We start from the raw sequence: 17,223 nt of genomic DNA, 5'->3' as shown, positions 1-17,223 counted from the left end.
GCTTAATCAGCTTTAAGTTGCGCCTTCCATGTTGCCGGCGTACCCAGCTCCGTATCGACCAACTGATTTTCGAATCGACTGCGTTCAACTACGGCGCTGGCGGAACGATCAGTAATGGAGAACCAGAAAATACCGATAAATGCGACAGCCATTGAGAACAGGGCCGGGTATTCATACGGGAACCAGGCTTGCTGATGATGGAGAATCTTGACCCAAACAGTAGGACTGAGAATGCACAGGGTAATTGCAGACACCAGCCCCAACGATCCGCCAATCACGGCGCCACGCGTCGTTAAACCCTTCCAGTAAATCGACAACAACAGCACTGGAAAATTGGAACTTGCGGCGATGGAGAACGTTAAGCTCACAATAAATGCGATGTTCTGTTTCTCGAAAGCAATCGCCAGCAGAATCGACAACACACCCAGCACGATGGTTGTAACACGAGAGACGCGCATTTCTTCACGGTCGCTTGCGGTACCACGGCGCAAGGCATGTGCATAAAGATCATGAGAAACGGCAGACGAGCCCGCAAGGGTCAACCCTGCCACTACTGCCAATATTGTCGAGAACGATACCGCACACATAAACCCGAGGAAGACATTGCCGCCGACGTTATGTGCGAGGTGAATCGCAACCATATTAACGCCACCCAATATTCCACCTGACGCATCATGATAGGCAGGATTGCTGGCAACCAGGGCGATGGTGCCGAAACCGATGATGACGATCAGTGCGTACCCTATGCCGACAAGACCGGTGGCATAAAGAATACTTTGGCGCGCAGCCTTGACGTTACCGACGGTGAAGAACCGCATGAGAATATGTGGAAGACCTGCCGTACCGAAGACTAATGCCAGCCCCAGGGAAATCGCAGACACAGGGTCAGTAATCAGCCCTCCTGGACTCATGATTGCTACATGGGATGGATGCACTTGGGTAGCTTGAGTGAACAGCTGGTTCAGGCTGAATCCGAATTCGGACAAGACCATGAAAGCCATGAAGACACAGCCAGTCAGCAATAAGACTGCCTTGATGATCTGAATCCAGGTGGTTGCCAGCATCCCGCCAAAGAAAACATAGATGACCATTAGCGTACCGACGAGCAGCACAGCTGCGGTGTAATCGAAACCGAACAGCAATTCCACCAGCTTTCCAGCGCCTACCAGCTGAGAAACCAGATAAAGCAGAACGATCACGATCGAACTGGACGCCGCAAACGCTCTTATGGGGCGTTGTTTCAGGCGATAGGACAGTACGTCCGCCAGCGTGTAGCGACCTAGATTGCGTAATGGTTCGGCAATCAGGAACAGAATGATCGGCCAGCTTGCAAGGAAACCGATTGAGTAGATCAGTCCATCAAAACCGCTGGTAAACACCAACGCGGAGATACCCAGCAAAGACGCCGCGGACATATAGTCTCCGGCGATGGCCCAACCATTTTGGAAGCCGGTAATTTTTCCGCCTGCGGCATAGTGATCGGCAACACTATTGTTTTTGCGTGCGGCCCATCGTGTGACAAACAGAGTAAAAATAACAAACGCTAGAAACATGCCGATGGCAATGGGGTTATGTTTGTGGACTGTGCCCGGAGCGTCGGCAGCGTATACCGCTACCGAAGCCAGGATGGCTGAGACTGCAATAAGTAGACGCTTCATTTGTTGAAGCTCCTGATGATTGTTTTTATTTTAGGGTCGTAGCAGGTATTAGTTCGCCATACGTAGACAGCAACGAGAAGAATCGTGAAGGCGAGCATTCCAAAGCCAATTGGCACGCCCCATGTCATCGGTTGCCCTTCGATGATAGGTGTACCCAAACGGGCCGGTATAAAGGCTAGAGAAAGAATAAATCCGAAATAAACTGCCAGCATCAGGGCAGTCATACTCCACGAAAATATCCGTCGCTGTTTTACCAAAGCACGAAACTCCGGATTTTCGAGAATCGGGTTTTGAATAGCGTTATCAACCTGTTCAGCGGACAGGGCCGAGCCACCGTCTTGCGGATATGCATGTTCCATGGTTGTCTCCTGCAAAGGGCTTTTCGCTGTATTAAAACTTCACGGGCACCGCTGTCTCGCGCATTACGGCTTCCGGGGTTCGGTACAACTCAGCCATTTCGCGCTCTTCCTCGCTTTTCAGTTGCGCCTGCATATACGCACCCAAATGCCTGGCATGCTGAACAATCGACGCCCCGAAACGACAGCGTTGCTCGCTATAGTCCGCCAGTGCCTCTTCGACGGATGCATGTCGCTCAAGTGCTTCGACGATTGCCAACGCATCACCGGCGGCCTTGGTAACACCCATTCCGCAATGGGGACGCGCCACAAATGCCGCGTCGCCGAGCAAAGCGACACGCCCGAAATTCATCTTCGGTACTTCCAGGTCGTAAATGGGCTGGAATAACGGTTGCGCGGCTTTCTTTACAACTTCGGCGAACTGCGGGGCAAGTAATGTCTCGGCGGACTGGTACATAGTGTCGAGCACATCACGGCGTATCAGCGCCGGAGGAATTCCACCTTCAAATTGTTTCCCGCTTTCGTCCCTCAACAAATCGCGCAAATCGTCGTCGTCACTGGTGCGGTACCACACGAAGTTATAACGGCGTTCGCCTACAAGAGTGCTGTTGGAGTGCCCGGCAACTGGATACCCCAGGATCTGCTCGTGTGGCGGCAAACAAAAAGCGAATTTATCGAATAGCGCTGCGTGGGCAGAGTCCGATAGAGCACTTTCATCGACTAACCCACGCCATGCGATATATCCAGCGTATTGCAGGTGTACGTCAGGTAAAAAATGCTGGCGGATTGTCGACCGAAATCCATCAGCGGCAATAATGACGTCCGCTTGATGAGTTGTGCCATCGGCCAACGTGACGCTGGCATGCGTGTCAGTGCTTTCAACCGAGATGACGCTACCACCGCAGCGGTACAGCGAGTCCGGAAATGCGGCGCGAAGAACCTGGTACATTTTCCCCCACGCGGTCAACGTCTGAGGGAGCGCGTTTTCAAGTACCACATCGCCATCCTGGGCCAACGTGACACGCGAAAGCACATTGATACCGACAGATGCATCGAGGGGAATTCCCGCAGCGGCCATCGCCTCGAACAATTCAGGGTGTGTAACGATCCCGGCGCCTCGTCCAGCGAGTTCATCCGGAACACGTTCGAAAACCTCAACATCCCAACCTTTGCGTAACAGCATATTTGCTGCAAACAGGCCACCCAGCGAACCGCCCACGACAATAGCGCGGGATTTATTCAACGTATTGATCATGGCCGCTCTCCCACAGTGTCAGCTACATGGGAGGCGTAAGAACCAACCGCTTCAATCTCGGAGGCTGGAAAATTGAGCTCGATGGTGACACCTGACGGATCTTCGATGAAAACCTGATGCAGGCCGAGGCTCGGAACGGTGCGATCACGCCAGGCAATGCCTTCGGCCTTGAAGACGCTCCAGAATGCAACCAGGCCAGTTACCAGAAAGGCAATGTGGTCAACGGTTCCAGTGCCTGTCAGCGGGATTTCTTTATCGCCGAGGTAGTTCTTCAGACCTTCGGGGTTGGAAGGGTCAATCCCGATAATGTGGACCGTGCCAAAGTCCTCCTCATCTCCTCCCATGTACAACCAAACGCCAGGAAAATCGAACGGCGGTCGATAGCCAGGGGTAAAACCGAGCACCCTTTCATAAAATCGGCTGGACTTCTCCAGGTCGAACGACCGGATCGAGTAATGAGCGAGCTTCAGGACTTGCATGGTGCCTCCAACGTTTTTTGTATTTATTTATCACTCGATAAACAATACGTCCTGACGAAATTGAAGTAAATAGCCGATGGGTCAAATTTTTGAGGACTGGCCTGGACCACGTCATGGCGACGCAAAGGGGAAGCGGGTTTCAAGCGTTGGGAAAGGGCTTTTCAGGGCAAAATGACATGCGTACGCCCCCTACCACCTGATCAGCTGAAGACTGAAACAGGTGATGAGTGGTCGACAAAAAAGAGAGGCAAAGCAAAAGATCAGCGGGCGGGTAAAGCAGAAAAACCAACTCAAATTGAAGCCGGTCAATTCAAGCCAGGCTTCTCGCCGAGGTCGTTATCGACTTGTTGCAATACGTGGGGACTGCCGTTAAGGAATGCATCGACCATCTGCTCGATCAGCGCATCAATGTCCTCAGTTACTGGAAGATCGTAAATCCATTTGCGCACGCCGATATAGAAAATGCTGGCATGCAAACTCCAGATCAATTCCAGCTCTTTGTCATTGATCGTTTCGCCTGAGGAGGGTGCCAATCCATGAGCATGGCGAATCTCTGCGATGACAGGAATGAAGACTCGCTCACGCAATTTGGCGAGATACCGATCGTTGATACCTTCACGTGTCAGCCCGGCGAAAACGAAGATACGAATCCATTCCCGCCGCAGAATCACCCCTGCGTATGAGGTATAGAAACGAACCAGACGAGACTGAAGGGGTTCCGAGCGATCCTTGATCATCGCTTCCCACGAGGTATCCCACTGGTACACCTCGTCGTACACGCGATCTATCAGCGCCTCTTTGCTAGGGAAATATCGATAGAGTAAAGGCTGGGTAACATCAAGTTGTCGCGCCAGCTCACGGGTGCTCCCCGAGAATCCGCACGTCGCAAAATGCTCGATGGCTTTCTGCACAATCTGCTTTTCCCTGACCTCTGGCGAAAGGCGTCGAGTCGTCGATTTGACGAGGCTTGCGGAGTCCTTTGACTTGCCTGGCTCGTTCTCGTCCACATTTTTTGAGTCTTGCATAACGCCTCACTAGAGCTTCATTCAGGCATCATACAAAACAAAAGAATGTGCTGGCTATGAACCACACCTATTTGGCCAGGCGGCTTTCAATATCCGTCTTGAACAATGTGGGTCGACTTAAATAATGCCCCATGGCCAACACTTCCATCTCGCCATCGATTTCCAGCGCAAATGCTGGAAAGCCACGCGCATTCAGGGCTTCCAGCATCCCGTTGCTGCGCTCAAGATGATCCTGCAATGAGTCTGCGGTGACCGAATCAAAAGCCGCCATAAACCTATCTGATTCAAAGCCAAGCTCGCCGGCAATGTCGGCAATCACCCCTCGCTCAGCTATGGCCCGTCCCTCCTGGTAGTACGCGACTTGCAAACGCTTGAGCATTTCAATGCCGCGTCCTGACAGCTGTTGAGCCGTCATCATGGCTGCAATGGGCGGTGAAGAGTCCAGGTAAACGTTTTCATGGTCGAGTACGCCCTGGACGTAAGCGTCTGCGAAGGTTTGTTTGCTGAACGCGGTAATCCGAGCTTCGTGAGGACGAACAAAATCGCGCCATTCACCCGACACAAACTTGCTTTTGTCTCCCGATAACATGCCTACACCATGAGCCTGAATTTCCAGGCCAGGAATCGTGGTGGCCGCCGTGATCATTGGTGCCGCTCCATAGCACCAGCCACAGAACGGGTCGTACACGTAATGCAATGTTGCGGCGCTCATTCAAGCCTCCCGGATCTGCTGTATCTACACAGCGAAAGTGGTCCATTACGTAGAAATCCAACGCTTAAAATTAAGCAACGGTAACGAGATCAGCTCACTGGCAAGCCCTCAGGCCCGAGCAACTCGCTGATGAAATCGATAAATGCATTGACGCGCCTGGAGCCGCGATGATTGGGGAGATACAGCGCAGAGATAACCGAACTCGCGTCGTTCGGATTGACAACAAAAGACTCGAACAATGACGTCAGGTGACCGCTACCAATATCATCGTTGACGAGCCAATCAGGTAAAAGGGCCACCCCTCCGCCCGCCAGCGCGACCTCGCGCAAAACCTCCGCATTGTTGCTTTTAAAGCGGCCTTCAATAGGGACTCGAGTCTTCTCACCGGACTTTAAGAAACTCCAAACCTGTTGCTTTTGGCCATAACTAAAGCGCATGCATTCGTGTTGCATGAGGTCCATAGGATGTTCGGGGAAACCATGCACATTCAGGTACTCGGAACTGGCAACCACCCTACGGCTGAAATGACCGACAGGACGACTGACTACACCGTCCATTGCGGCTGCGGAGCCCAACCGGATCGATAGATCGACGCGCTCACCCAACAACTCAACAATGTCGTCAGAAAGCGTCATGTCCAACACGAGTTGCGGGTAACGCTTCAAAAGCGCGGCGATATGCGGCGCAATCAGACGACGTCCCAGCGCCACGGGTACGGAAATACGAAGATGCCCTGCGGGGACTTCCCCACGGTCAGTGACCGAAGCATCCGCTTCGGCTACAGCGTTCAACACCTCCCGCGCTTTCAAGTAGTAGGCGGCCCCGGCATCTGACAATGAGATTTGCCGCGTGGAACGGTTAAGCAGGACAGCGCCCAGCTCAGCCTCAAGCCCGTCGATCATCCGGGTCACGGAAGACGTCGCCAGGCCCAACTGTCGAGCGGCGGAAGAAAAGCCCTTCGAATCCACAGCCTGGACGAACATTTTCAATGCGAGCAACTTGTCCATGACACTCCTCGACTATCCCCGTTCTCATCTTGGGCATTGCGCGTTCCAGCGACCGATCGACTCAGTGAACCTGCCCGGCTCGATGAGAAACAATCGAGAAGGCGATCAGAGCGACCAGCGACAAGGCGCTTCCCACCGCTGCAATCGCCAACCAGCTGGCATGTTCATAAAGCGAACTGGTCACCGAGGAACCGATTGCACCGCCAACGAAGATACTGATCATGTACAACGCATTCAGGCGGCCTCTGTTGGCGGTGCCCAAGGCGTAGACGGCTCGTTGGCCAAGTACCATGTTCATCTGCACAGCAAAGTCCAGAGCAACACCGGTGACAGCCAAACCAATCACACCGTAAAAGGGATTAATGAAGGCTGGAAGGAAACTCACCACGCCCAGCACCATGGCCAACTGTGAGGCTCGTCGAGTGTGCCCTGCATCAGCGAGTCGACCACTGATAGGTGCAGCGACTGCACCGATGGCGCCGACCAGAGAAAACATCGCAATCTGACTTTGCGTGAGGCCGAACTCACGACTCAACACCAGCGGTACGGCGGTCCAGAACAAACTGAACGATGCAAACATCAGCCCTTGATAAAGCGCTCGCTGACGTAATACGGGTTCGCGGCAAAACAATTGTCCAAGGGACATCAGCAGTTGACCATACGACGCACGATGGGCTGGCTGCCATTTGGGCATGGTCATGCCGATCACTATGGAGATGATGAGCATCAAGGCAGCAGCCCCGATAAACACTGCCCGCCAGCCCAAATGATCAGCAATCAGGCTCGACAGCGGCCGCGCAAGCAAAATCCCCAGCAGCAAGCCTCCCATGATCCCGCCAACCACTCGGCCGCGAGACTCTTCCGGAGCCAGATGCGCGGCCAATGGAATAAGCATTTGCACGGAGACCGAGCTGAAACCGATGAGTGCCGATACGACAAGAAATACGCTCGGCTGCCGGGCTAAACCAGCGGCGACCAGACTGAAGATCGTAATCACGATCGTCGCTATCATCAGTCGGCGGTTTTCGACCAGGTCCGCCAAGGGCACCAGGAAAAACAATCCGAGTGCATAACCAATCTGAGTCAGCGAAACAATAAGACTCGCGTGGCCACTCGACATACCGATATCCGGGGCAATCAAGCTGATGATCGGTTGTGCGTAATAGATGTTGGCCACGATGGCACCGCAACAAAATGCAAACAGAAGCACCAGCCCTCTGGTCATTGAAGCTTTTTGTATCGTCGTTGCTGTACCACTTGTAGAAACGCCCATGCCATAGACTCCTGAAGTTCGACAGCGGTGACTTTCCAATGAAAGGTCACTCGCTTTACTGTTTGTCAGGTCAACAAAATAGGCGGCACTCCCCCTCGAGAGAATATGGGCAGGACGCAACGTCACGTTGCGTCCTGCGCAAAAGATGCGCGGCGTAGTCAACGTCCCCCTCTTGAATCAATGGCGCGCAATTGAGCGAGATACCTCATTGCCGGCACCCACCTTTCTGCATCGCGCCTGCTCATCTCCAATATCAGCACCTGGCTTGAGGGTGACTCAGCCATCGTCCTCACCGGCCATCGACAAGCCGTTTAAGCTGAGCGTAGACTACTATTGATCGTTCGATCATTAACAGCATTTTTAAAAAAAGAAGGCCTTAAATCGCTCCAGGCTCAACCGCTCCAACCTAAAAGCTTCCCTCCTTTTATGCGTCGTCGAGCCAGCCTTGGCCGAGATAAAAATGGGTGGATAAAAATAAAATCTCTTGAGTGAGGCGAAACTCATCGTGACGCTAAGTCTTCGTAGCAAAGTCATCCTTCTGACGATCATCCCTGGCCTTTTGCTGGCTGCAGTGATCAGCGGCATTACTTTTTGGGTTTTGCAAAAGCTGGCATCCGAGGAGGTTGAGCAGACGCGCGACCTCTTGATCAATGAGCGAAAAACTTCACTGAAGCACTATATGGAAATTGCCCAAGCGTCGATTCAGCCCATATACGACGCTTCCAAAAATGGGGATTCCGACGCTCGGGATCAGGCTGTGAAGATTCTGCGAACGCTGAGTTTCGCTAAACAAAACTATTTTTACGGCTATGACTCTTCGTCTGTTCGAGTGTTCTCCGCCAACCTGAACACCGATATCGGCAAGAGCTTTATTGATAGCAAAGATACCAACGGCGTGTATGTGATTCGAGGGCTGGTTGAAGCGGCCAAGACGGGGACACATTTTTTCCGGTACGACTGGCAAACCCCCGTCAGCCCGAAACCTACGCCCAAGCTCGGTTACACCGTTTATCTGGAGAAGTGGGACTTGATCGTGGGCACGCAAGTGAATCTGGATGATCTTGAAGTTCAGGTACAGGCCATCGCCAGTGAGCGCTATGAGCGCATCGGTCAGTACACCGCGTACATCCTTTTCCTCGCCGTTTGCGTGCTGCTCCTTGTGGCGCTGATTGGCATTTGGCTAGGAAACAGCATTGTGAAACCTTTACTGGCCATCAAGAAGAACCTGGACGACATCGCCGCTGGAGATGGCGACCTGACACACCGCCTGCCAGTTTCGAGCAACGATGAGCTGGGCGATTTGGCTCACTCGTTCAACTTGTTTGTGGAAAAAATTCATAACCTTGTGCGTCAAATCGTGGAGATGACCGGGCAACTGACGGCACTGGTCGAAGATATGTCGGCCCAGGCACAGCGCTCAGAGCAGGCCATGGATCGTCAGCGCCAAGAGACTGATCAAGTGGCGACAGCCATTCATGAAATGTCCACGGCTGCGCATCAGGTTTCCGTCAGTGCCCAAGGTGCTTCGCAAGCAGCACGAGAAACCAGCGATGTAGGTGGGCAGGCAAGAGATGTCGTCAACAAAAGCATCGAAAGCATTCATTCGTTGATCGAGGAAATAGGACAAAGTAGCTCGTCTTTGGACAGCTTGAACAAGGACGTGCAGTTGATTGCCGGTGTAGTTGACGTCATTCGCTCTATTGCGGAGCAAACCAATCTATTGGCTTTGAACGCCGCCATTGAAGCAGCACGGGCCGGCGATGCGGGTCGTGGTTTTGCAGTGGTCGCCGACGAAGTTCGAGCCTTGGCCAGCCGTACGCAAAAGAGCACCCAGGAAATCCATGGGATGATCAGCCTGCTTCAAAAAGGTACCCAAGATGCCATGATCACGATGGGCCGCTCCAGCGAAACAGGCCGAACAACAGGGGAACTGGCAAACCAGGCGGGATTGTCGCTGGATGCCATCAGCCAACTGATTTATACAATTAACGACATGAACGCTCAGATCGCCAGCGCATCCGAAGAGCAGACCGCTGTGGCCGAGGAAGTAAACCGTAGTATGACTCACATCTCCCTGGCGGCTGATGTGGTCGCCGGGGACGCCAAAGATGGTGCAATAACTTCCAGAAGTCTCAGTGAGTTAGGTAATCGCTTAGGTCGTTTGATTAGCCAGTTTCGGATCTAGAAGTGAGCCACCGCATCAAGTCATCGGACTTGATGCGGTCCTCTGTAAAATCACCAACTACTCAGAGGAAAATTTCAATCCTACGATCTTGTTTTCCAACACTGCAACATCTATGTAATTTACTTTTCCAGAGCTGGCTTTGTAAGTACGGTGAGTGACAGCGTCAATTTTTTCTTCTCCGACTTGCACCAACTGAGTGTCATTGGTGACTTTGTTAAATGACGCCTCTATTTCTGTTACGTGTTTTTCATCAAACACCTTGCGTATATCGGAACTCAGTAAAGGATCGTTTTTGCCACCCATCAAGGCAACTATTGCCGTTTTGGTTTTTTCAGTGGTAGCCGCTGAACCTTCAATTTCTTTTTCAAGAGGCAATAGGCCTGGATCAATAACACCAGCGATACGCTTAACTATATAATTGCTACGAGCAGTCTCAAGGTTTGCCAAAAAGCCAATGGAAAGGCCATTGTCAAACCTGGCATAGTGCGCATGAAATCCCTGAAACGACCCACCATGATCGATAAGCCGATGTCCGTTCACAATATTGTTGCGCCAACCAAATCCATAACCGGTAATGGGTGGAGTCCCGTCGGCCATCAAAGGCACTTCCCACTCGGCGTCGATTGACTCTTTAGACAACGGTTTATTTTTGGACAAGCATGCGTCCCAGGCAGCCAGGTCATTGATCGTCAGCAGCAGGCTTCCATCGGCGGTTTGAGCCAGGCTCTGCGAGACGGGCCCCGGATTTTCCAACTGTCCGTTATTGGAAACGTAACCGGCTGCCCGATTCGGGATAACGGTTTTCAACACGTTGACCTGCGCCGTTTGCATATCGCACTGACTGAACAGCCTTTCCCGCAGAAGATCGCCGTAGAATCTCCCGCTTGCACGCTTGATCAACATTCCCAGCGCGACATAGCCTGAGTTGCTGTAGCGATACTGAGTCCCCGGAGAGAAATCCAGTTTCTTGGACGCGAGAAGGCCAATGAGTTGCTCGTCTGTGTAGTCTTGTTTTATATCGATACTATTGAATTGCTCATAGTCGGGTATGCCAGAACGCTGTTGCATGACTTGGCGAATAGTTATTCCGTCCCACATACCTTTGGCTTCAGGAAAATAAGGTGCAATAGGATCGTCAAGCTGAAGCTTTCCGTCTTGTACCAACAGCATGATGACGGAGGAAGTAAACATCTTTCCGACCGAACCAGACTGGAAGACAGTCGCCGTCGTTGCAGGCGTTTTGCTCTCCAGATTACTAAATCCATAAGCGGAAGTATAAAGTGGCTTGCCATCTTTAAGAATTGTAATTGCCGCCCCAGGGATACGCTGCTCCCTCATGAGGAAACCCATAACGTCATCTACTTCATGGGCACTTGAGAAAGGCGCGGCATTACAAGCCGTTACCCACACTAAACTTGTGAGCAACAAACCTTTTGAGAATACAGATGTTCGTTTTTTAGAATTTTTATCCATTGTAAATCTCCAGAAAATTTCTAGTGGCTGATCATTTCTGTTATCGGTTCAAAGCTGGTCGATGGGTATGAGTATTCAGTTCTCCTTCACGCAGAAACCTACTATGGGCTTCACCTTTGATTTGTCTGATCACGCTATGGATTAATTTTTCCATAATGGATTTAAAAGTCTATTACGTCAAGCCTTAGGGAGGCAGCTTGTTCGATCCGAGAGATAGAAAAATGAGGGAATTAGCGGACGCACTGCCTGTGAATTCGACTGTCGCCGTAGAGTCGTGCCACTTCAGCACCAAGCCTGGAGGGGCGCGCCCCTGATAACTAACCTTTCGGTCACCAGAGGAAGCACACCCTGGATGCTCGGCGTTCCAAGAAAGGAAGAAAAAGGAGTCTATGGATCGCAAGAAAGTGTCAAAGCCGAGAATCGCGCTTTGGAGTGTGAGCCCCCCCCCCCCAGAGCCATCCGTTTTTTGAGGGTGAAAACGACAACAAATAAAAAGGGGCCGCGAGATAAAATCTCGCGACCCCTTTGAATTATATGGTCGGGACGGAGTGATTCGAACACTCGCCCCCTAGGCTCTGTACGAAAAGCAATGTCGCAAACACCGCGTGGCACAAGCCAGTGAGACCATCGTCGCATAACTTCTCGCGAGCTTGTCGAAACGCGTAACGATGCGGTGGTTCTCCTTCAACCAGCCAAACATATGCTCGATGATGTTGCGCTGCCGGTACTTGGGGCGGTCAAACAGTCTCGGCAAACCCGGCTGGGCTTGCGCTTCATGCTGCGCAGCGGGATTACCGGTTGCATCCGGTAGCGGTCGCAGTAACAACGTAGAGCCTCGGCGCCATAGCCCTTGTAGGCCAACAACCAACGGCAGCGTTTGCGGGGACGGCCGGGCAGGCTTGGGACGTAAGTCTCATTCAGCGCCGGTTGAGCATAGGCGATATCGCTGGCCTGCCCGCCTGAAAGCAGGAAGTGCAAAGGCACGCCATTGGCATCGCGCAGCATGTGAATCTTGGTCGTCAGGCCGCCCCGGCTGCGTCCGAGCGCGTGGTCTTGCGGTTCTTCAGCCCCCCTTTTTCCCAGCACCAGAAGAATTCAGCCACGCGTGCCATAGAACTGGTTCAGCACTATCAGCTCAAAAACAGCCACCAGCACGCAGAATGCGACAAATCCCCGAGTGAAGACCCTGCGAGGTTTTTCGTAATGCGGAATATTGCCGAGGTCGCCGAGAAGGGATAAAAGTTCAAGTAGCCACATCAGATATCTGCCTTTTTTGCCGGATCACCAGCTCTCAACTGGGCCGCCAGCTGATTTGTACCCTCAATGGAGAATCCTGCGACTCTCTCCAATCCTGATCCGATCAAGCGCCCGGTTTAACGCATCCAAAGCATCGAGAAGGGCTTTCGCCTCAGCTTCTCGGCCCTCACCCCAGAGGCGTTCAGCCATTTTACTCAGGGCTTGGATTGATCTTTCAATCTCTGCAGCGGTCGCCGCTGCTTTACTTTCCGGCTTTTTCTTCAGCATCCAGTAACCCTTCTCTGCCGGGCATTGCTCGGTCTCTCAATGGTTAGCGCGAATACACCGTCCACCGGAACAAGTGCTGCTCTGTAGCCAAGTAAAGTTGTGCAGTCGTCCGATCCCAGGACTAGGAGCGCCCTTCTCGTCCATCTATCTTGCTAACGACGCGAAATTTATCACCATTGAACCACCACTCGTAATAGCCATTTCAAGTTGAAACTGGACGCAGAGGCCGCCAGCCACGTCAATCGGGAGAGGTGAGAGTGATGGCTGCGGATCTATCACTTCTCCCCCGTTTCATCCGGGCGAAGCAGCCGCCGGCGTACCTGCGCATGTGTCGTGCGGTATTTGACGCAGAAGTACGCCCGCACTTCCGTGAATTTCCCATTGGAAAACAAGGCGTCGCCGTCGACCGGCATGAACTGGACAAGTGATCGAGGCGGCAAACAAAGTGTCAGCCACCGATTCGCGAGGACCGGCACTGACCATCTTGAGGAGGAAAGCGGGATGAGCCCTGCAAAAGTCCCTAGGCGTAAAAAAGCCGAACTGGCTAGAGTTCGGCTAAGTTACTGATAAATATGGTCGGGACGGAGTGATTCGAACACTCGACCCCTAGCACCCCATGCTGGGGACTGTAGCGACCCAAGCAATTGTTTTATAAGGATAAAAGGCCTATTTGGCACTGGCAAAACATCCGGTTTTTTGTGCTTATGCAAACGTACATCCGTGGCCTGTAGCGGTGGTTTTGCGCAGAGCGCAAGCATCGCCAGCTTGCAATCATCTCAGTAAGAGGCGGGGCCTACAGCTCAATCCCGGTATGTTTCTCGATCTGCTTTTTCACCAACCCCTTGGCAAGATCGACAAGGAGTCCGACCGTAAAGCCGCCGGCCTTCAATGCCCCATCCTTGGTCATAGCCCAGATCTCGTCGCTGCGAACGGATTCGGCGAAGTCATGACCAGCAGGAGTAAGTCCCCGGAATGCAAATCCAGACATTGGACCACTGATATTTTCGATCAGTCCGGTCATCTTGATCTGTCTCACGTGGTAATAAATCTCATCGTTGCTATAATTTTCAACCGGAAAATCGCCCTTAAAAACGTCAAACGACACGATTCCGCCTGGACGCAATGGGTACTCCTCCAGCGTCAATATAATTTGACGAATAAGATCCATGTCTCTTTTCATTGCGCGCTCCTCATCCTGTTGGGTTATGCATCCTACGCCCGAATGTACGACTAAGGTCAACGCTCACTGCGGCGCCGGTACAGTTATGCGCGAACGGTGAATACCCGCCATGGGGCACCACCATGTCAAGGTGACCGGGAGCCATCCGTAACCTATTGATATAAAAGGAAAATAGGGTGGTTTTTGATACCGTCAAAACCCGCACATCCCCCTATAAGAATCAATAACTTAGCGTTGTATATTCCTACAGTAGTACCCCTTCTCCGGCGTTCTGCCGACCTAACACCCTTCCAAAATTCTACTGCTCGTCGCTACACCCTCGCCCAATCATCGCGCCTCGATTACTGTATATCCAAACAGTATAGATAAGGCCTCACCGTGGACCCACACGAAATCGAAGACACCAGCGACTGGCTGGGCTCGCCATCCCGGCTGGAGACTGTCCAGCATTACGCAAGCGTGCTCGAGGAAGACATCCAAGCCCTGAAGCGGGAGCTGCGCGCAGCGAAGGAAAACATCGCCGGCCTGGTCAAAATGAACGACGAGCTTTCGGCGGATCTGACGAGAGCCCGAGCATGGCTGGCGAACCGCGAAGCCGAAACCACCGTGCAATTGGGCGAGATCTAAAGCCTTACTCTGGTCCTATCCCATAAGGAAACGATCATTCGTGAGTTGCAGGCGGGTATGCCGATCAGCGATTAACTTCTCTGGCGTACGCCTGACCCACCGCCTCTTACCACAGAAACCGCTGCCTCCAATTAGCTCTGATGAGCCGTCAAAAGTACACAACGGATCAACCTCAGAGATTTTCATGTAGAAATTTATCAGCACTATTAAAGTGCCACCACTAGCCTATAATCTCTCAAATCATTATTCGATTACGGGGAGATTTTTATGCAGCGAATAGTATTAGCACTTAGGACTTTGAGCTGCGTGGTGGGCACCGTGGCTCTTCAAGGTTGTTCAACCCCAGCGTTAGAAGCTTATGTCATGGGAAGACCTGAAGAATTGAACCAACTGTTGGTTACCAAGCAGATTGGTGTAAATGATTATCTACCTCTAGAAAGTAGCACCGATCCTATGACACCTTTGTGCGCCATGCTTGGAAGCACCAACCCGGTAGCTATTAGCTCAATAGATTACCTTATAAATAACGGGGCCGACCTTAATTTACCATGTAGGAAAGGGAGAGAGTCAGATGGCAAAACAGCTCTTGACTACGCAATTATGGGCGCTAACTATTCCATTGAAAAGCCTGGCCCCTACACCCCTGCACGCTCCGCCCCCTCAAAGTTCCCTATATGGGCAAACACCATAAATAAGCTATTACAAAATGGAGCTAAATCATACCAAGGCCTGAACACACCCGAGGCAATTAGTGAGCACATAACAACCGTTAACGACTATCACAATAAGTTTGTAGACAAATGGAAAGCAGATATAAAACGTGAAGAGGCCGAGTCCAAGAAAAACAGCATTTTTAACGTTGAAACACTAGGCACAGTTGCGGCTATCGCGGGTACTGCCACTACTATCTACTCAAGCAATAACAGCACGGTTTCAACGATATCAGGCGCCACCATAAACTCCGCTGTGAATCGAAATGCGGGGTCAGGCAGTGCCGCAGTGAGGGAGAGCAATGCGAACACCTCGTTACAGAACATGGCCGGGATGGACACGAGCACTGCCAATGCTCGTGCAGAACGAAGCAAGAAACTAGACGACATCGTTGTAAAATTGGCGAATGACGGAGGCATGAAAGTGCTCAACGTTAAATACCAGTGTGCGCCCTCCGACCCTGTACAAACCGTCAGCGTGCCATACAAGTCTCAAGCGTGCGCAGCAGCTAAAGAAAATTGGTTCACCGTTTACGCCTGCAACGATGTGGACAAAATGAGCGCCGTAGCGGAAAAATGCCGTCAAGCCTGTGGTAGTCCGAACTGTGATGAGGGGCTTTAGAGTTTTATTGGAATGAACCTCTATTGATCAGCGACTCACAGCCTTGGCATACGCTTGGCAAGCCTTCAGTGCGATCAATCCTTGATCGCCTGTGTCGGTGATGGCGACAATTCGTTGAGCATGCGCTGGGTCAAGTTGGGCTCTTGTGGGGCCATGAACCACGCCGCCGGCTGGGGTGGTGGCTGGCACTGAGCAGCCACTGGCTGACTCGGTGGCATCGAGTAGGACTGACAGGCGCAAATCAGCAGTGGCAAGACGGTCGCGCAGGCGACCTTGATCACGTTGGGCATCGCTCAGGACTCGGTAATGGGTTTGTTCGCTGGCTGAAAGTTGTTGCTCGAGCGCCACGCGTTTTTCTTGCTCGGCACGTTGCTGTGCAGCTGCGGCCAGGGCCAGTTGGTTGAGGGTTTCCGTCTGCAGGCGGGCTTGTTGTTCGAGCTGCTGGCCGTAACGCCAGTCTTGGACCTGCCAGGCGATCGCAGCAGAACCACAGGCCAACACTGCCCACAACACGCCCGCTGCGAGCAGCCGATACGGCGCTGGGATCAGGTCGAAGAGACGCATAGCACTGCCCTCGCCCGCTCCCACAGTTGCAACCGATCCGCCAGACCATTGAGACCGCCATTGATCTTGCGCGTGATCGCCTCGAACTCATCCCGATCCGCCAGGGCGTTCAGCTCGCGTACCCACCAGAACCACGCCGCCGACTCGGCGGCCCATTGCGGCAATTCGAGCAGCTCGGGCGTGCGCAATAAGCGTTCGTCACCGAACAGCGCCAGGCTGCAGCGCAGGTAGTTGTTGCGGCCGGTGATCTGGATCAGGCCACGACCGCGATAACGCTGGCCATCGCCGTCGGCTTCCGGGGTGTTGCCCAGTTTCACGGCCAGATTGCCGGTGTCGTACTTGCTCAGGTACTGATCGCCGCCTAACTCGCGGACGTACTGCAGTTGACCGGATTCGTGGCCGAGCTGGGCCAGGAACGCAGCCTGACGTTTCGGCGTATTGATTTGCCGGTGGGCCATAGCGGCGTTGAGTGCCGAAACAAAAACGCCCGCTTGGCGGCGGGCGTTGGGCATGATGCGTTGTAGCTGTTGCTCTGTGATGGACATACAAACTCCAGGCGTAAAAAAAACGCAC

At 52.6% G+C, this 17,223-nt stretch carries 18 protein-coding genes and 2 pseudogenes; 5 read left to right on the top strand and 15 right to left on the bottom strand.

Annotated elements, in window-relative coordinates; translation table 11 throughout:
* Positions 1–2: 2 nt before the first annotated feature.
* The 8 genes from K5R88_RS01115 to K5R88_RS01080 form a co-directional block, all read right to left on the bottom strand.
* Positions 3–1,658 (bottom strand): cation acetate symporter, encoded by a 1,656-nt coding sequence (locus tag K5R88_RS01115; protein ID WP_192226406.1) that lies wholly within the window; start codon positions 1,656–1,658, stop codon positions 3–5.
* Positions 1,655–2,017 carry a DUF485 domain-containing protein gene (locus K5R88_RS01110; RefSeq protein ID WP_008037511.1) on the bottom strand — a complete coding sequence of 121 codons (363 nt, stop codon included), beginning with the start codon at positions 2,015–2,017 and terminating at the stop codon, positions 1,655–1,657. Before K5R88_RS01110 ends, K5R88_RS01115 begins: the two co-directional genes overlap by 4 nt.
* A gap of 31 nt (positions 2,018–2,048) precedes the next feature.
* Positions 2,049–3,269, bottom strand: coding sequence for an FAD binding domain-containing protein (locus K5R88_RS01105; protein WP_226298998.1), 1,221 nt, complete (start codon positions 3,267–3,269; stop codon positions 2,049–2,051).
* Positions 3,266–3,748 (bottom strand): VOC family protein, encoded by a 483-nt coding sequence (locus K5R88_RS01100; RefSeq protein ID WP_226298997.1) that lies wholly within the window; start codon positions 3,746–3,748, stop codon positions 3,266–3,268. The genes K5R88_RS01105 and K5R88_RS01100 overlap by 4 nt, the downstream gene beginning before the upstream one ends.
* 305 nt (positions 3,749–4,053) lie before the next feature.
* Positions 4,054–4,773, bottom strand: coding sequence for a TetR/AcrR family transcriptional regulator (locus K5R88_RS01095; protein WP_223480153.1), 720 nt, complete (start codon positions 4,771–4,773; stop codon positions 4,054–4,056).
* Positions 4,774–4,840: 67 nt separating this feature from the next.
* Positions 4,841–5,485 carry a DsbA family protein gene (locus tag K5R88_RS01090; RefSeq protein ID WP_223451199.1) on the bottom strand — a complete coding sequence of 215 codons (645 nt, stop codon included), beginning with the start codon at positions 5,483–5,485 and terminating at the stop codon, positions 4,841–4,843.
* Between the two features lie 89 nt (positions 5,486–5,574).
* Positions 5,575–6,492 carry a LysR family transcriptional regulator gene (locus K5R88_RS01085; protein WP_223451191.1) on the bottom strand — a complete coding sequence of 306 codons (918 nt, stop codon included), beginning with the start codon at positions 6,490–6,492 and terminating at the stop codon, positions 5,575–5,577.
* A 61-nt stretch (positions 6,493–6,553) separates the two neighbouring features.
* A complete protein-coding gene (locus K5R88_RS01080) occupies positions 6,554–7,765 on the bottom strand; it encodes an MFS transporter (RefSeq protein ID WP_226298996.1) in 1,212 nt (403 codons plus the stop codon).
* Between the two features lie 505 nt (positions 7,766–8,270).
* Here K5R88_RS01080 and K5R88_RS01075 point away from each other — a divergent pair.
* Entirely contained in the window at positions 8,271–9,950 is a 1,680-nt protein-coding gene (locus K5R88_RS01075; RefSeq protein WP_226300299.1) for a methyl-accepting chemotaxis protein, read from the top strand.
* A 57-nt stretch (positions 9,951–10,007) separates the two neighbouring features.
* On the opposite strand, the gene K5R88_RS01070 is transcribed toward K5R88_RS01075, so the two are convergent.
* The 4 genes and pseudogenes from K5R88_RS01070 to K5R88_RS01055 all read right to left on the bottom strand — a co-directional run bounded on the left by K5R88_RS01070 (position 10,008) and on the right by K5R88_RS01055 (position 12,947).
* Positions 10,008–11,423: a serine hydrolase domain-containing protein gene (locus K5R88_RS01070; protein WP_223451187.1), complete on the bottom strand. Its 1,416-nt coding sequence runs from the start codon at positions 11,421–11,423 to the stop codon at positions 10,008–10,010.
* Between the two features lie 568 nt (positions 11,424–11,991).
* Positions 11,992–12,516 (bottom strand): annotated as a pseudogene (locus K5R88_RS01065) (IS5 family transposase); the annotation flags it as partial.
* A 2-nt stretch (positions 12,517–12,518) separates the two neighbouring features.
* The gene (locus tag K5R88_RS01060; RefSeq protein WP_223452330.1) at positions 12,519–12,680 is read right to left on the bottom strand and encodes a hypothetical protein; all 162 of its coding nucleotides are present in this window, start codon (positions 12,678–12,680) and stop codon (positions 12,519–12,521) included.
* A 63-nt stretch (positions 12,681–12,743) separates the two neighbouring features.
* Positions 12,744–12,947, bottom strand: coding sequence for a hypothetical protein (locus K5R88_RS01055; RefSeq protein WP_223452328.1), 204 nt, complete (start codon positions 12,945–12,947; stop codon positions 12,744–12,746).
* A gap of 260 nt (positions 12,948–13,207) precedes the next feature.
* Between K5R88_RS01055 and K5R88_RS01050 the strand changes: the two genes are divergently transcribed.
* Together K5R88_RS01050 and K5R88_RS01045 are read left to right on the top strand one after the other, a co-directional pair.
* Positions 13,208–13,375 carry a hypothetical protein gene (locus K5R88_RS01050; protein WP_226300309.1) on the top strand — a complete coding sequence of 56 codons (168 nt, stop codon included), beginning with the start codon at positions 13,208–13,210 and terminating at the stop codon, positions 13,373–13,375.
* Positions 13,366–13,452 (top strand): annotated as a pseudogene (locus tag K5R88_RS01045) (integrase); the annotation flags it as partial. The gene K5R88_RS01050 and the pseudogene K5R88_RS01045, both read left to right, overlap by 10 nt.
* Positions 13,453–13,740: 288 nt before the next feature.
* Here the strand turns inward: K5R88_RS01045 and K5R88_RS01040 are convergent.
* Positions 13,741–14,127, bottom strand: a complete 387-nt coding sequence (locus tag K5R88_RS01040; protein WP_226298995.1) for a DUF2513 domain-containing protein — start codon at positions 14,125–14,127, stop codon at positions 13,741–13,743.
* A gap of 378 nt (positions 14,128–14,505) precedes the next feature.
* Here K5R88_RS01040 and K5R88_RS01035 point away from each other — a divergent pair, with 378 nt between their 5' ends.
* Together K5R88_RS01035 and K5R88_RS01030 are read left to right on the top strand one after the other, a co-directional pair.
* Entirely contained in the window at positions 14,506–14,754 is a 249-nt protein-coding gene (locus K5R88_RS01035; RefSeq protein ID WP_226298994.1) for a hypothetical protein, read from the top strand.
* Between the two features lie 267 nt (positions 14,755–15,021).
* Positions 15,022–16,086, top strand: coding sequence for a hypothetical protein (locus K5R88_RS01030; RefSeq protein WP_226298993.1), 1,065 nt, complete (start codon positions 15,022–15,024; stop codon positions 16,084–16,086).
* Between the two features lie 27 nt (positions 16,087–16,113).
* On the opposite strand, the gene K5R88_RS01025 is transcribed toward K5R88_RS01030, so the two are convergent.
* Positions 16,114–16,650: a lysis system i-spanin subunit Rz gene (locus K5R88_RS01025; RefSeq protein WP_226298992.1), complete on the bottom strand. Its 537-nt coding sequence runs from the start codon at positions 16,648–16,650 to the stop codon at positions 16,114–16,116.
* On the bottom strand, positions 16,632–17,195 hold the full coding sequence (locus K5R88_RS01020; RefSeq protein WP_226298991.1) for a glycoside hydrolase family 19 protein: 564 nt from the start codon (positions 17,193–17,195) through the stop codon (positions 16,632–16,634). Before K5R88_RS01020 ends, K5R88_RS01025 begins: the two co-directional genes overlap by 19 nt.
* Positions 17,196–17,223: the final 28 nt, after the last annotated feature.

The sequence above is a fragment of the Pseudomonas sp. MM213 genome (assembly GCF_020423045.1).
Classification (GTDB): Bacteria; Pseudomonadota; Gammaproteobacteria; order Pseudomonadales; family Pseudomonadaceae; genus Aquipseudomonas; species Aquipseudomonas migulae.
The sequence above is the reverse complement of the archived record's forward strand: the minus strand, read 5'-3'. Positions and strand labels throughout refer to the sequence as shown.

Coding starts and splice junctions, on each gene's coding strand:
- K5R88_RS01115 (WP_192226406.1), bottom strand. CDS start 1,658: ATGAAGCGTCTACTTATTGCAGTCTCAGCCATCCTGGCTTCGGTAGCG.
- K5R88_RS01110 (WP_008037511.1), bottom strand. CDS start 2,017: ATGGAACATGCATATCCGCAAGACGGTGGCTCGGCCCTGTCCGCTGAA.
- K5R88_RS01105 (WP_226298998.1), bottom strand. CDS start 3,269: ATGATCAATACGTTGAATAAATCCCGCGCTATTGTCGTGGGCGGTTCG.
- K5R88_RS01100 (WP_226298997.1), bottom strand. CDS start 3,748: ATGCAAGTCCTGAAGCTCGCTCATTACTCGATCCGGTCGTTCGACCTG.
- K5R88_RS01095 (WP_223480153.1), bottom strand. CDS start 4,773: ATGCAAGACTCAAAAAATGTGGACGAGAACGAGCCAGGCAAGTCAAAG.
- K5R88_RS01090 (WP_223451199.1), bottom strand. CDS start 5,485: ATGAGCGCCGCAACATTGCATTACGTGTACGACCCGTTCTGTGGCTGG.
- K5R88_RS01085 (WP_223451191.1), bottom strand. CDS start 6,492: ATGGACAAGTTGCTCGCATTGAAAATGTTCGTCCAGGCTGTGGATTCG.
- K5R88_RS01080 (WP_226298996.1), bottom strand. CDS start 7,765: ATGGGCGTTTCTACAAGTGGTACAGCAACGACGATACAAAAAGCTTCA.
- K5R88_RS01070 (WP_223451187.1), bottom strand. CDS start 11,423: ATGGATAAAAATTCTAAAAAACGAACATCTGTATTCTCAAAAGGTTTG.
- K5R88_RS01060 (WP_223452330.1), bottom strand. CDS start 12,680: ATGTGGCTACTTGAACTTTTATCCCTTCTCGGCGACCTCGGCAATATT.
- K5R88_RS01055 (WP_223452328.1), bottom strand. CDS start 12,947: ATGCTGAAGAAAAAGCCGGAAAGTAAAGCAGCGGCGACCGCTGCAGAG.
- K5R88_RS01050 (WP_226300309.1), top strand. CDS start 13,208: ATGGCTGCGGATCTATCACTTCTCCCCCGTTTCATCCGGGCGAAGCAG.
- K5R88_RS01040 (WP_226298995.1), bottom strand. CDS start 14,127: ATGAAAAGAGACATGGATCTTATTCGTCAAATTATATTGACGCTGGAG.
- K5R88_RS01030 (WP_226298993.1), top strand. CDS start 15,022: ATGCAGCGAATAGTATTAGCACTTAGGACTTTGAGCTGCGTGGTGGGC.
- K5R88_RS01025 (WP_226298992.1), bottom strand. CDS start 16,650: ATGCGTCTCTTCGACCTGATCCCAGCGCCGTATCGGCTGCTCGCAGCG.
- K5R88_RS01020 (WP_226298991.1), bottom strand. CDS start 17,195: ATGTCCATCACAGAGCAACAGCTACAACGCATCATGCCCAACGCCCGC.